A 13,578-nucleotide genomic window follows, 5' to 3' on the forward strand; every position below is an offset into this window, starting at 1 on the left:
GCCGGGGTTAATAATTTCCAGCATAACCCACGTTGGCAAGGGGCAGGCACTTTTTTGCCAACTGTCAGCCATTATGTCTCAGGACAGGCCCGCTCAGGGCGAACGGTGTAAGTGATTGATATTCCGTTCGTGTGGTTCGTAAAATTTAATGGACCGTTCGTGGTGAGCCTGTCGAACCATGAACGGAATCCGGAAAACGACTTTTTACGACTTCATCAATGTTTTCCGTGGTAAGTTGCTTTTGATTTTTTCTCACCCTCCATGCCGTCGCCAAGCATGGAAACAGCCGCCCGAAAGACATCATCCACCTGGATCTCCGCCATGCAGGCCGTCGTCCCCTCAGGACAGTCCCTCTTCAGACAAGACGAACAGGGAATGCCGGATCGGATCACGCGATGGTCCTCTCCATAAGGACCGGTCCGGACCGGGTCGGTGGGGCCGAAGAGGGCCACGACCTTCGTCCCCATGGCTGCGGCCAGGTGCATGGGACCGGAATCGCAGGTCACCATCAGATCGGCACGCTTCAGAAGAGCCGCCAGTTGCAGCAAAGAGGTCCGGCCGGCAAGATTCACCACCCGCCCCTTCACCTGTGACACGATACCGGCCACCCCGGAAGCATCGCCCGGTGAACCGACAAGGACCACGACAGCACCGAGGGACTGTACCAACCGGTCGGCCAGCTCGGCGAAACGCTCCGACAGCCATTTCTTGGTCTCCCACCGGGCGTTGGGGTTGAGTACCACGAGGGGAACACCGGATTTGGCGCCTTCCGCGGCAAGGAGTTCTCCCACCAAGGCTTCCACCTCCGGAGAGATCCGAAGACCGGGACCGGCGAGGGGGCCATCTATCCCGATCGCTTTCAGAACAAGGCCGTAGCGGTCCACGGCATGGATCGCTTCCTCCGGTACCGCGACCCTGCGATGATAAAAGAAAGGGGCGCCTTCCCGCGCGTTGGCAAAGCCTGTCCGCTCCGCCGCCCCGGAGAGGAAGGCGATCAGCGCACTCCTGAAAAGCCCCTGAAGGTCCAGGGCAACATCGTACCGTTCCCGGCGCAACGACCGGACCAGCCCGGCCGCTTCGGAAGCGGTCCTCAGGGAACGTGACCACTTCGACCACCGGTTCCGTTCAAAGAGGAAGACCCTGCGCACGGCGGGATGGGCCTGCACGAGTTCCGCATACTCGGGACGTACCACCCAGTCTATGACGGCGCCCGGGACGTGCGCGGAAATAGAGGAGACCACGGGAAAGGCGTGAATCACATCGCCTAAGGAGCTTGGCTTGAGGATGAGAAACTTCTTCATAACAACACGGTCATCACTGATTCTCCCCCAGGTTCTTCCGGATCAGAGAAGACCAGTCTTGTTTTCGATAAACTCCCCGCGATTTGACACCGACATAGATATCCCACAGCGACCCGAAATCGATCATCCAGTGATCCCGGCAGATCAGAGGATAAAGGTCATGAATCAGGACATTCGCTGTCATGGAAGCAGACAAGGCAAAAACCATATGGGAACGTTTCCGGGCAACTTCCAGCATCTGCTCCTTAATCGAGTCTACCTCCAGGAAACAGTTTTCCGGAGGAATTTCAATATATTCCACGTACGGAAAAACATCTTCGTTGAGATGCCTCAGATGTTCCGCTCCCACGACAACAACATCCATCTTCCTCAACTGCTCAATCAACGGAAAGAGGTCTCCCGCAAGATTGGCATCATGAAAGACATCGGCATCATGCCAGGCAAATTGAACTCCCTGATGCCGGATGAATCGGGCAATCGCCCGCCCATCGAGATCCATCGCCTTGGATTGAAAAGCGTAGTAATATTGCATCGGGTCAAGAATCGCTTTCCGTAGCCGCTCTCCCAATTCCGGAAAATAGACATGACCGTCACAGTTGGCCCCACTACGACCGAGAATGGCACTCCACTCCCCGTCGCCGAAGCGGGAAAATGAAAAGAGGCGTTTTTCCCGCAAAACCTCTACATAGCACTCTAATCCGGCACGAGACAAAGAAAGTACTCGAGACAGGACAAAACTATTTATACTCTTTCGTAAAGCCCTACGAAATGACATTGGACAACCTTTTTTGTTCCAACCGACCGGGCAGCCGTTCAGTTGACAAAGCAATAAATAACACCAGGCAATGTCCTCCCGGCCTGATAACCTGCAAAACAGGCATTACCGCGAACTAACCACTCATGAAACACCGAGATTATTGTCAATAATGCTACCCCAGTCCAGTCTTGTATGATATCCTCGAGATTTAACACCCACAAAAATATCCCATAATGACCCGAAATCTATAAGCCAATGATCATGACCGATTGTCGGGAACAGATCATAAATCATGACATTGCTTGCCATAGATGCAGAGAAGGCAATGACCATCTTTCCCTGTTTTTCTGCATATCGAAGAATTTCTTCTTCGACTTCATTTACTTTCAGAAAACAATTTTTCGAGGGTACTTCTATAAAATGACAATAGGGAAATAGTATTCTATTTACTTTTCTTAAATGATTGGGACCAACGAACAAAACATCCATTGTGCGCAACTGCTGAATCAGCGGATAAAGTTTGCCCTGCATACATGCACGATGAAAAACATCACAATCATGCCATATCAAATTGATACAATTCCGTTTCAGATATCCGGCAATCGCCGGACCATCGTGGGTCATGCATTGAGCACCAAGACTATAAAAGTAATTATAAGGGAGCAATAGCGACCGCCGTAATCTCTCGCCCAATTCAGGGAAATAGGTATGGCCATCACTGTTTTTTCCATCCCTCCCCCAAATGGCATTCCACTCTCCATCGCCATATCTTGAGAAAGAAAAAACTTTTCCCGTCTTCATTTTATCAAGATAATACTCTAACGGGTATTCGCGCACAGCAACCCGCCATAGAAAATACTTTCTGTTAACCCATTTATTTAGCGCCCTGCGTAGTGACATCTTGTCTATCGCCTCTTGCAAGGTGATTCACCGAAAAGGTTTCGGTCAGGAGAAAGTAATGGACTCCTTTTGCCTGAGTAACCCGACAATCCCGAAGAGTAACCCGGAAAAAAACCAAAACAGAAAACCATAATAACGACTCAACAAACCCACATTAACACTTGCCGAAACAAATAAGGCAATTTCGGTCCCCACAAGTACATGAATCAGCTCACTCTTCCGGGCATAAGGCAGCAAAGACATGACATAAACATATAACAAATAAAGAAACGACAGCAATGCAAAGATCCCGGAAGCCTGCCAGATCTCCAGAAGAACAAAATGCGGAAAATGGTTTTCTTCGGGTTGCAGGTTATGTTTCTTTGCATAACCTTTTGAGGCCTCAAAGAATGTATGGATCCCATAGCCAAGAACGGGCCGTTCCCTGATCATCCCCCATGTTCTTTTCCACGTCCCCATCCGGTCATGTACCCCCCCGGACAATGCCAATTCAGAAAAGCGGCCGGTAACCGGATGATAAAAATTAACAAGCGGGAAAATGATTAACAAAGCACCGCATATCAGCAGAAGATATTTTAATCTCTTCTGAACCACAGCAACATATACAAAGAACACTATACCCCCGAGCATTGAAGAACGGTTACCCGTAAGAACCAGCGAGGAAACAAGAAGAAATAGCGCAAGCAAAGCGGAAAACTTCCCGTACGAAGATAAATTACAAACCCAGAAAAATGCCATCGGGATCACCGCCACCAGGAACAACCCGAACAGGTTTATATTCTCGAACGTAGCACTTGGACGGCCAAGGTGCATCACATGCGGCATCCAGGACGGCAAATAATGCGCCGCCTGCAGGAAGGAATAAACCGAGAGGACGGAACCGACAATCACCAAGTAAATTGAAATCCGCTGAAAGAAATTACGCCGTCTGGACATCATATCCACCAGGACACAATATAACAGGATGGAATAAACGATTTTTTTTCCCTCCATCCAGGTATCATGGACCCCTATCCGGATAATAGACGGCAGAAAGAGACTCAGGGCAAAGACAGCGATTGCCATATTAATCGGTGTGTGCGAAAGAAGAGGTTCACGACTGGAAAACTTGTAACAACCATAGAAGAAAAATATCCACACAAAAAGGGAGTTGAAATGCCGCATTCCGAATGCAAAAGAAGTCAACAAAATAAAAATTGAAACCTCCGCCAGAAGATCCCAGGTAAAAGTTAACTTCGTAGCACGCTGTAACACGTATCCCCTTTCAGATACAGACCGCCTGAATGCCTCAGCATTACCGTTCACACCCGCAAAGATCCATCAAAGCCCCATACAATATAGGAAAGTTCGCCTGAACGGAATAGAATTCTTCTACACGCATTCGTCCTGCCCGGCCCATTCTTATCCTCACCTCCGGATATTCCAGCAAGTAAAAAAGTTTGTTTAACCAATCCTGATGCGTTTCCGCATGCAAACCGTCCACGCCATCACGTACGATTTCCGCATTCGCACCGACAGGGGAACAGATCACGGGCATCCCGGCAGCCATATATTGTACAATCTTCGTCGCACTTTTTCCCCGGGTCCACCGGTTATCCGGAAGGGGAGCCAGGCCGATATCCAATTCCATAAGATCGTGGACCTCCGTATCAAGGCCCCAAATCTTTTTGATCACAGGGAGTCCTTCAAGATCAAAGAAAGTATCACAAATAATATGCAGTTCAAGTGGAATTCCGGATTGTCCAAGCTCAAGAAAGACCGGCTTCAAGGCTTCAAGATAAGGAAGATTACTCCTGGATCCGATCCAGCCGATTTTGATGGAGAAATCTTCCGGGGCACGGGGGATCTCTTTTCGCACCGGATAGCGCGCAAGATCAACGCAGGTCGGAACCCGGACAGCCGGCGCACCGAGATCATGCACGATCTTCTCAAGGTAGGCATTCCCGGCAAAGACAAGATCGCACTCTTTCACCGTCCGTTCGAAGTTAGACCGGCGCCGCTTCCGCTTCCGGAAGGAATCATCCAATTTTTCCATGACGGCATCGTCCACATCGAAGATCAGACGATTTGCTTTTTCCCGCAGGAGGGCAAAATCCCGGTCACCGAAGAGGCGTTTTTGGATAAGGACCACATCATACTGATCCATCGCTGCGAATAAACGTCGTTTGGCCCACATTCCGCGGGGAACATCAAAGACCCGTGCATCGACCTCCGAATCACGGAAGAACGGAAGATACTGCAGAATCCGATAACGAGTCCGGGCGGCGTCCACCCCTTGTACCAGAAAAGCAATTCTCATTGGCCAGCTACACGATGCTCTTCACCAGCCGTACCAAAATCACCATTTACAACTCCTTCCTTCAGGATCATTAGTAAAATACTTCCGGTGAACTCAAATAAGCCTCCATGAATCCCGTTCATAATTGAACATCTGGAAATCTATCCAATAGTTGTTGTAAATAATATCGGCCATTTCCTTGGTATATATTTTTTTTTCTCTTCCGGAGGTTTGATTCCGAACAGGAAGTTCCATCAATTGTTTACAATAAGGGTTAATGTCTTGAATTCGCATCCAATCTTCATTGATTTTCTCAAACTTCCCGACATAATCGATAATAATTTTCATTCTTCTATTACAGATATATGAAGCCTGCGCCCGAAAATGTTTTTTGTCAATTTTCTTTGATTTACGAAAGGACGAAACAAACGTTTCGAACGTCTCATATGTTTGGATCATCTCTTTGACCCTCTTGTTGCCCCTTTTTGGATTGTTTTTATAAAAGTTATAACTACTATAAATTCTGTCATACGGATTCCTTACAAAACAAAAACTGAAAAACCGGTCCAAACCTATAATCGCTGAAGCAGGTGTATGATTCTTCCAGTTTTTCTCATCCACAAGTCCGCTGCTCCGCACTGAGATCCCTGCCGTTTTCGGGATATGTATATAAAGAAAGGGCTTTGCTTCCAGATTAGATTTCTTCGATTGGACCTGATTTTCATAATTCGATATAAAGCTACGGAAAATTTTTTGAAAAAACCAAGGAAAAAGATTAGATTTTGTGTTCACTTTTGCCCCATGATCGTTGCTGATCGCGTAAAAAGTCCACGGATAGAATCGACTTGTAAACTGCTACCGTCTCACCGGCGTTCCGTTCCAACGTAAAGCCCGTTGCCGTCTCCGGTGCCCGCCGGGACATGGCGTCCCGCCGGACCGGGTTCATCATTTCTCGAAAGGCATGGGCCAGGGCATCAATCTCATCTGTTCTTTCGATGACAAAACCGGTCTTCCCCTCCTGCACCACTTCAGAACCGCCGGCCATCTTCGTTGTAATGACGGGAAGACCGCACGCCAGGGCCTCAAGATGGACATTGGCGAAGGAGTCGTACCGGCTCGGCAGGACAAAGAAATCGGCAGCACCATAAAACCGCTCAGGGTCCCCGACCGGCCCGTGAAACAGCAGGGACCGCTCGACACCGAGGTGACGCGCCTGCCGGACATAGGGGATGGCTTTTCCGCGTCCGAGGACCAATACCCGGGGCCGCTCATCCGGAGCAAGGCGGGCCAGGGCGGAGACGACGGCGTCAAGCCCCTTGCGCTGGAAATTGTTGGCGGCGAAAAGGGCAACCACCTCCGATTCCCTCAGCCCGAGTTCACAACGCACCATGGAACGATACTTTTTTACTCCCGGATGAAACTGGCCATGATCCACCCCATTATATACAACGGTAATCCGGTCCTCCGGATAATCATAGTACTTCCTCAGGATCCTCTTTTCCAGTTCGGAAATCGTAATCACCCAGCCGGTATTTTCCCGTTCCATGATCTTCTTTTCAAAATAGTAATTCAAAATGTGGACGGGGTTGAAAAGGTGTTTCAAAAACCGCTCCATAAGCGAAGGGCATCGCACCTTCATCCACTCCCGGTGTACCTCACCCCCCAAACGGAAGACATCACAGGGATAAACCATGGTAAGGCTCTGCACAATATCCAGATCGTCCCGCATTTCCCGAATCATTTTCCGGGACTCCAGAAAGAAACCGAGGATTCTCAGGAAAGAAGGCTTTTTCATCATCGGAACGGAATGAAAAACAATCCCCTGCGTTTCCGGCTCGGCGAAAACCGCAGCAACGATGTGGACCTCATGCCCCATCTTTGCGAGCGCCCGGCTCAGATTCACAAAATAGCGTTCCGCACCGCCCTTGCCGCTGTCATAGTCCCGCATCACCAGGGCAATGCGGAGCGGACCGTCCGGATCTCTCTTCGCCCGCTCCCGCTCAAACACCATTCACCCCATCCCTCCCATCAAGAATCCCTGTAATATCGCCCTTTGCCACCCTCACGCGATTCCCCCTTGTCCGGACATGCACCAACAGTTTTTCATCAACCTGCTCCTCGATGCGGTGCAAAAAAAAGTTCCTGCGCCGCTCCCCGAACCGCCGGCACTCCAGGTAGGCCCGCAGGAAATCCGCCATGCCCGGCAGCGAGGTATTCATGTTTTCCATAAGGTCGACGAGAAAACGACTCACATCACGGGCAAATCGTTCCTCTTTCCGGAAGGATGCCTTCCCCGCACCGTCAAGGTCGATCAACCGCGCAATCCCCCGGACCTCTTCGGTCACCAGGATATTCGACCATTTCAGGTCGCCATGATAAAGACCGGCGCCATGGATCCGGGCCGCATCCCGGCCGATGGCGGAAAGGATCTTTGATTCCAGGAAGAGCGTCTCCCCGGCCCGCCGGTACCGTTCCGTCAGGTTTTCCGCTTCCGGAAGAAACTCATAGCAAAGGTAGCTTTCACGGGGGATTTTGAAACGTCTTCTCTCCAGCAGAGCAACGGGACGGGGAGTAGGGATCCCCGCCCGAAGAAACAGGTCCGAACGGCGGACCGCTTTCGCACCCCGGCTTCCTCCCAGCAGACTTCGCAGGGCTTGCATCCAGCCACGAAAACGGTAATGTTTCAAGAGAAACTTCCGCCCGCCACAGACAAACTGAACGGTCCGGGTGTTTCCCATCGACTTGAGAATCTTCGCCCGACCGTCGTGAAACCAGCGGTCGGGATCCCGGAGACAGTCCTGCAACCCGGGATCCGCATATTTCACATCAATCACGCCGATGAGATCGCTGCAATGAAAACAGGCCCCTTTCACCGTGCCTCTCCTGCAACATTCTGCTTCAAGAGTTTCAGGACCGTATCCACCTCATGCAATACGGCAGAAACCGTGATCCCCTTCATGCACCGATGGTCATCGCAATCGTAACGATAGCAGGGAGCACATTCCGCCCCGACACAGATATTCCGTTGCCGGAGCGGATCGGAGTCATGGCGCCACTTTGCAAACTCCCCCGGGCCGAAGAGGGCCACGAACGGCAGGCCAACGGCTGCCGCAATATGCATGGGCCCGGAGTCGACGGTGATCAAGAAGTCCACCCGACGCAGGAAAGCCGGCAACTCCCGGAGAGTTGTTTGTCCGGCGAGGGAAATGGACCCTTGCCGCATCTTTGCCCGAATCGACTCGATCAGTCCCTTCTCCTCCTCCGAACCGATCCAGCAGAGCCGCACCCGATGGTCCTTCACCAACGTATCGGCAACCTCGGCAAAACGATCCTCCATCCATCTCCGGGAAGGCCGCTTCGTTCCCGGCGACATCACGACCAGGGGACCGGGACCGGCGAGCTCCTCCAAGAGACGATCCGCCTTCCGTAGATCGTCCGCACCGAACCAATCGTAACGCGCCACCGGGTCGGGATCATCAATACCACAAGCCTCCGCCAATTTCAGGTTGCGCCGCAGCTCGGTTTCTTCCGGATCAAAGGAGGGTGAGCGGTAGAAAAGAGAAGGCAGTTTTTCCCTTTTCCATACCGAACCGAGGAGCACCTTCTCATACCCCACCAGGACCTTCGCTCCCCCCATGACACCCCAGGGAACCCTTCCGTAGTCCTGGGTGGAAATCACGAAAAGATCCGGGCGGAAGTTCCGGATTTCACGGATCAACCGGATCTTGTTTTTCAGTCCTTTGCCACGGACACGGATCAGACCGTCAAGATCAGGGCAGCCCTCCACGATCTCCACGCCCCCCGGATGCTTCACGAGGAGCCGGATTTCAGCCTCGGGATAGCCCCTGCGGAAGGCACGGATCGTCGGCAGGAAGACAATCATGTCTCCCACGTTCTGCAGGCGGGTCAGGAGAATTCGCCGTGGATTACGCAACAGTTGTTTCACCCCCGGACGTTTCAGAACATACGTCCGGAAACGGGAGAACCTGAAAACCACCCACAGAAGAGAATCGAGAATCATTGCCCTTTGTCTTCCCTGTCCCTGCTCACTTCTTCAAGATAGACTCGCTCGAAATTCCGGGCCACACCATCAAGAGAGAATTCCTCCTCCACTCGAAGGCGTGACTTTTTCCCCAGGTCGAAAAGGGCCTCTCTCCCCAAATTCAGGAAGCTCTCTATCGCTGCGGTCAGAACATTCACATCCGAGGGAGGAACGAGGCGCCCCGCCTCCATTCCCTGAAGAACTTCCGGGATCCCTCCGACATCGGATCCGACAACGGGAACTCCGGTGGCCATCGCCTCCAGCATCGACAGGCCGAGCCCCTCGAAGAGAGAAGGAAAAACAAAAAGGTCAATGCCCTGCAGGAAACCGGAGATATCGCGGCGAAACCCCAGGAACCGGACCTTTTCCTCAATCCCAAGGTGGACCGTTTCCTCTTTCAAGTCTTCTTCCAGGGGTCCATCTCCGACAATCTTTAGAAGGGCCAGGGGAAAACGGTCGAGAATCCGGGCAAAGGCCTGGAGAAGATAACGTTGGCCCTTTGTATGGACCAGACGACCAATATTCCCGATCACGGGCCAGTGATCCACATCCGGCGGGTCACGACGCAAAGGAAACCGGTCAAGGTCAATACCGTTATGTACTACATGGACCTTACCCGGATCGAGCCAGCGGTTCGCACACAGGATATCCTGCCGGACCCCTTCTGAAAGGGCGAGGATCCGCGCGACCCGTGGAAAAAGGAAACGGTTCGTCACTCTTCGGCTGAACGTACGGGACCGGCGCATGCTCCGGACCGAAGCGACAACCGGAATCCCGCGCCGACGGCTCAACGTAACAGCCAGGACGGCATAGAGAACACTCTTGTGGCGATTGCAATGAATCAGGTCGATCTTCTCCTCGTCCAGCAGAGATCGTAATTGCAGCGGAATCCTGAGGGCAAACCCTTTGAGTTCCTCCGGACCGAAACCGAGAAACCGAACCGGATAAGTTCCCGGCGTGACCCCATCTTCCGGTTCCCGTCCCAGGTAACATAAAACGGAATGAAAACGGTCTCGATCGAGACGGCCGACATAATCATTAACCGTATCTCCCGTCCGGCTGAACTTCGGTACCAGATGGAGGATTCGTATTTTTTCCCGCATGGTCGGCACCTGTCTTTGCAAGTCCATCACTTAGAACCGGAGGAAGCGCAAAAGATAGCACGATTTTTCTGCCGTATCAAATTTGATGGACTTGTAGAAACTCATATTTCCCCACCCTCACCCCTCCCCTCCCCCTTCAAGGGAAATGAAGTTCAGCGGAAAAACATTCCCCATAAATCTGCTCAACATCCCGGACCATCCGGTCAAGACTGAAGGCCTCTTCAATCCGTTTCCGGGCAGACCACGCCCTCCTCTGCCGTTCGTCTGGAGGGGAAACCGCAGCCTTCGACATGGCTCGGCTCAAAAGCTTGACTGCACCCGCGGGAACGGTCCATCCGAAAACGGGATCGCTCAAAACCTCCGGGATTCCTCCCGCATCGGAGGCAATGACCGGCACACCGACGGCCATCGCCTCCAGCAAAGCCAGGGGAAGGCCTTCGGCCAAGGAAGGAAGAACGAAAAAATCAAGTTCCTCCAAAAAGACTGCTACGTCATTCCGGAACCCGACAAAGTGAACCTTTCCTTCAATACCCAGCCTGCGGACCTCCTCTTTTAGACAGCCCTTCAGCGGACCCACACCGGCAATCTTGAGGACGGCCTCGGGGACGCGGGAAAGAACTTCGGCAAAAGCACGGAGAAGAAGGTCATACCCCTTCGTCGGAACCAGCCTTCCCATCGTTCCGAAAACCGGACGATCCATCTTGAGGAAACCGTTTCGTCGCAGGGGAAATCGTGATGTGTCGATGCCGTTGTAGACAACACGGACCTTTGCCGGATCAAGGCGGGGGTTGGATTGCAGGATGTCGTTCCGGACCGCCTTCGAGACCGCCAGAATCCTTGTGATGCGTGGAAAGAGTAAGCGGTTCGTCAGACGCCGCAGGAAAGTCCGCGTCCTTCCCATTCCATGGACCGTAATGACAACAGGTATGTCTCTGCGGCTTCTTCGTGCGGCAAGTGTCCCGTAGAGTGCTCCCTTGTGCCGGTGGCAGTGGACCAGATCGATCTCCTCGCTGTCAATCAGCGCCCCCAAACGGCGAACAAGGGAAAAGGAAAAACGGCGAAGCTCCCGGTGCGTACTTCCCATAAAATGAACGGGATATACCTCTTCATTTCCATCGCCGGGATTATGATCCAGATAACAGAGGGAGGAAGAAAAACGGCCGGTATCCAACCGGCCGACATAGTGGTGTATCAAATCGTCCCGACGACTGAACTTGGGGACAAGATGCAAAACCCGTCGAGGACTCCCCAAAATCGTGTTTTCAACGGCTGACCTCTTGGAATTCAAAGACGCCCCTTTTTTCTCAACCGGAAACGGGTCTTTCGAAGAATCTTTGTCATCCATACTTTTTTTTGCGGGATCAGGCCCGGATTCTCCTCAAGGTAGGCACAAAAAAAACGGACCCGGTCGGTCCGTGTAACTCCCTTAAAGGCATACATATTCGCCTGAACCAGGTTCTTGAGCCGTTTGCGATCCGGAAGATTCCGGTACCGACGTGTCCGCTCATTGTCTATCAGGAAAAATTTCGGGGGGTCGCCTTCCCGGACAAGGACGTTCCGCTCCCGGAGGTCCCCCTGGAAGATCCCTTCCCGGTGCAGCCGCCCGATCACCCGACCGTATTCCTTTAGGAAATTTCGTTTACGAACGATCCATGCCGCATCGCGGCCGGGAAGATCACGGTCAAGGTAAGCGGCAAGTTCCGTCACATCCGGCACCGCCTCGGTCACAAAGATCGAACGGACGACAATCCCGAGACGCCTCTCCTCCCCGACGCAAACGGGAGATGCGGTATCGAAACCATGATCTATGAGTATCAAGCTTCCCATGAGGGCGCGCTTCGCCCGGGACGAGCGGACCAACACCGACAACCGGTCGCGGAGATTGCGGAAGAGAAACTCTTTGTAGAAAAAATATTTAACCTCCCCTCCGGTCTCAGCCTTAAAGCGAACCACCTTCGCATAACGGGAGCTCGCAACCTTCTCCGCACCTTGAAGATCGCCGGAAAAGATTGCCGTTATTCGATCCCGCAGTACAGGGCTGTCATTGAAGGGAAGAACGAAATTCAACTGCAGGGAGGAACGACCGGAAGAACTCATGCCTCTTGGATCTTCTCCAGGAAAGCCTCGATCTCTTCGATGAACTCCTGAAAATCCTTGTACCCTCCCTTGCAGTTCTCCAGGAGTTTCCCGTCACCAATCATCCAATAACGGTGTACCAGGGAATTCCTGAAGTCAAAAAACGGTTTCAAGGAAGATGCAAGCCCTTCCGAAATCAGGTTATTTTCAAAGGCCTTCCGAACTGAATCGATATAGCCTTTCACCGGGACACCGAAATGCTTGGCGAGGATATGTTGCAAGACCAGCGAGATCGCTTCCGAAAGCTCCACAAGCGAGTATTTCAAACTTTTCATCAAGTGCCTGTTCCGGAGGATCTCTTCTTCACCATACTCACCGAACAGGTCTTCGATCTCCCGGACATTCGCAAGGATCTCCACAAGATACCGTTGGATCCGCGTCCGGTCGACCTTCATCGGAACACCTCATCCAGAAGGGCACAATTGACACGATACTCGTTGGACACCTTTTCGATTAAATCGGTGCGGATCTCGGGATCTCTGTCGACAAGGAGGAGACCGTCACAGAGAATATTGATCACAAAATCGTAAGGGGCATCGTTCATCACACGAACATCAAAGAAGTCGGCGGGGACATCGAGAAGTCCCGCCGCTGTCAAAGCCCCGGCAAGCAGTTCCCGAATATCGACGGAGACTCGGAAAGGGTCCTCCGGTGTTTTGAGAAACAGGAAGAGGTCGATATCACGGAAGGCTCCGCCGGTAACGAAAGAACCATAAAGGTAGGCAAAAAGAACCCGCGCGTCCGCCTTCAGCGTGTCGGCAATCAACCTTGTGATTTTCTCTTTTTCATCTTTTTGTTTCTTCATGACGCGATCCATCATGCCACGGTGCCGGAAGGATGTCAAACAATCGACAAGGTCCGTTCACCCTTCGACCCTTCGACGAGCTCAGGACAGGCCCTTCGACGAGCTCAGGACAGGCCCTTCGACCGGCTCGGGGCGAACGGGGCAGCAGCGGGTTCTCCATACCCGGAGTTTCGAATAATGCACCCTTCGTGTGCTTCTCGGATCAATCGTCCGTTCGTGTGCTTCTCGGATCAATCGTCCGTTCGTGTGCTTCTCG

General features: G+C 52.2%; 14 protein-coding genes. All 14 read right to left on the reverse strand.

Annotated elements, in window-relative coordinates; genetic code table 11:
• Positions 1-215: 215 nt before the first annotated feature.
• Positions 216-1,301: a lipopolysaccharide heptosyltransferase I gene (waaC, locus tag GXP58_11660; GenBank protein NOY54249.1), complete on the reverse strand. Its 1,086-nt coding sequence runs from the start codon at positions 1,299-1,301 to the stop codon at positions 216-218.
• Positions 1,302-1,314: 13 nt separating this feature from the next.
• On the reverse strand, positions 1,315-2,013 hold the full coding sequence (locus tag GXP58_11665) for a DUF1792 domain-containing protein (GenBank protein ID NOY54250.1): 699 nt from the start codon (positions 2,011-2,013) through the stop codon (positions 1,315-1,317).
• 186 nt (positions 2,014-2,199) lie between these two features.
• Positions 2,200-2,958, reverse strand: a complete 759-nt coding sequence (locus GXP58_11670; protein NOY54251.1) for a hypothetical protein — start codon at positions 2,956-2,958, stop codon at positions 2,200-2,202.
• A 45-nt stretch (positions 2,959-3,003) separates the two neighbouring features.
• A complete protein-coding gene (locus GXP58_11675) occupies positions 3,004-4,212 on the reverse strand; it encodes an O-antigen ligase family protein (protein ID NOY54252.1) in 1,209 nt (402 codons plus the stop codon).
• A 40-nt stretch (positions 4,213-4,252) separates the two neighbouring features.
• A complete protein-coding gene (locus GXP58_11680; GenBank protein ID NOY54253.1) occupies positions 4,253-5,257 on the reverse strand; it encodes a glycosyltransferase family 4 protein in 1,005 nt (334 codons plus the stop codon).
• A 93-nt stretch (positions 5,258-5,350) separates the two neighbouring features.
• Positions 5,351-6,028 carry a sulfotransferase family protein gene (locus GXP58_11685; GenBank protein ID NOY54254.1) on the reverse strand — a complete coding sequence of 226 codons (678 nt, stop codon included), beginning with the start codon at positions 6,026-6,028 and terminating at the stop codon, positions 5,351-5,353.
• Positions 6,012-7,247, reverse strand: coding sequence for a glycosyltransferase family 4 protein (locus GXP58_11690; GenBank protein ID NOY54255.1), 1,236 nt, complete (start codon positions 7,245-7,247; stop codon positions 6,012-6,014). The genes GXP58_11685 and GXP58_11690 overlap by 17 nt, the downstream gene beginning before the upstream one ends.
• The gene (locus GXP58_11695; protein NOY54256.1) at positions 7,237-8,109 is read right to left on the reverse strand and encodes a hypothetical protein; all 873 of its coding nucleotides are present in this window, start codon (positions 8,107-8,109) and stop codon (positions 7,237-7,239) included. Before GXP58_11695 ends, GXP58_11690 begins: the two co-directional genes overlap by 11 nt.
• Complete coding sequence (locus GXP58_11700; protein NOY54257.1) at positions 8,106-9,257, reverse strand: glycosyltransferase family 9 protein; 1,152 nt, start codon at positions 9,255-9,257, stop codon at positions 8,106-8,108. Before GXP58_11700 ends, GXP58_11695 begins: the two co-directional genes overlap by 4 nt.
• Positions 9,254-10,381, reverse strand: a complete 1,128-nt coding sequence (locus GXP58_11705; protein NOY54258.1) for a glycosyltransferase family 4 protein — start codon at positions 10,379-10,381, stop codon at positions 9,254-9,256. Before GXP58_11705 ends, GXP58_11700 begins: the two co-directional genes overlap by 4 nt.
• A 136-nt stretch (positions 10,382-10,517) precedes the next feature.
• Positions 10,518-11,612 carry a glycosyltransferase family 4 protein gene (locus tag GXP58_11710; GenBank protein NOY54259.1) on the reverse strand — a complete coding sequence of 365 codons (1,095 nt, stop codon included), beginning with the start codon at positions 11,610-11,612 and terminating at the stop codon, positions 10,518-10,520.
• A 53-nt stretch (positions 11,613-11,665) separates the two neighbouring features.
• Complete coding sequence (locus GXP58_11715; protein ID NOY54260.1) at positions 11,666-12,478, reverse strand: hypothetical protein; 813 nt, start codon at positions 12,476-12,478, stop codon at positions 11,666-11,668.
• Positions 12,475-12,912 carry a DUF86 domain-containing protein gene (locus GXP58_11720; protein NOY54261.1) on the reverse strand — a complete coding sequence of 146 codons (438 nt, stop codon included), beginning with the start codon at positions 12,910-12,912 and terminating at the stop codon, positions 12,475-12,477. The genes GXP58_11715 and GXP58_11720 overlap by 4 nt, the downstream gene beginning before the upstream one ends.
• Positions 12,909-13,322, reverse strand: coding sequence for a nucleotidyltransferase domain-containing protein (locus GXP58_11725; protein ID NOY54262.1), 414 nt, complete (start codon positions 13,320-13,322; stop codon positions 12,909-12,911). Before GXP58_11725 ends, GXP58_11720 begins: the two co-directional genes overlap by 4 nt.
• Between the last annotated feature and the right edge of the window lie 256 nt (positions 13,323-13,578).

This window comes from Deltaproteobacteria bacterium, assembly GCA_013151235.1.
In the GTDB taxonomy this organism is placed as follows: domain Bacteria; phylum CG2-30-53-67; class CG2-30-53-67; order CG2-30-53-67; family CG2-30-53-67; genus JAADIO01.

Coding starts and splice junctions, on each gene's coding strand:
- waaC (NOY54249.1), bottom strand. CDS start 1,301: ATGAAGAAGTTTCTCATCCTCAAGCCAAGCTCCTTAGGCGATGTGATT.
- GXP58_11670 (NOY54251.1), bottom strand. CDS start 2,958: ATGTCACTACGCAGGGCGCTAAATAAATGGGTTAACAGAAAGTATTTT.
- GXP58_11680 (NOY54253.1), bottom strand. CDS start 5,257: ATGAGAATTGCTTTTCTGGTACAAGGGGTGGACGCCGCCCGGACTCGT.
- GXP58_11690 (NOY54255.1), bottom strand. CDS start 7,247: ATGGTGTTTGAGCGGGAGCGGGCGAAGAGAGATCCGGACGGTCCGCTC.
- GXP58_11700 (NOY54257.1), bottom strand. CDS start 9,257: ATGATTCTCGATTCTCTTCTGTGGGTGGTTTTCAGGTTCTCCCGTTTC.
- GXP58_11705 (NOY54258.1), bottom strand. CDS start 10,381: ATGCGGGAAAAAATACGAATCCTCCATCTGGTACCGAAGTTCAGCCGG.
- GXP58_11715 (NOY54260.1), bottom strand. CDS start 12,478: ATGAGTTCTTCCGGTCGTTCCTCCCTGCAGTTGAATTTCGTTCTTCCC.
- GXP58_11720 (NOY54261.1), bottom strand. CDS start 12,912: ATGAAGGTCGACCGGACGCGGATCCAACGGTATCTTGTGGAGATCCTT.
- GXP58_11725 (NOY54262.1), bottom strand. CDS start 13,322: ATGAAGAAACAAAAAGATGAAAAAGAGAAAATCACAAGGTTGATTGCC.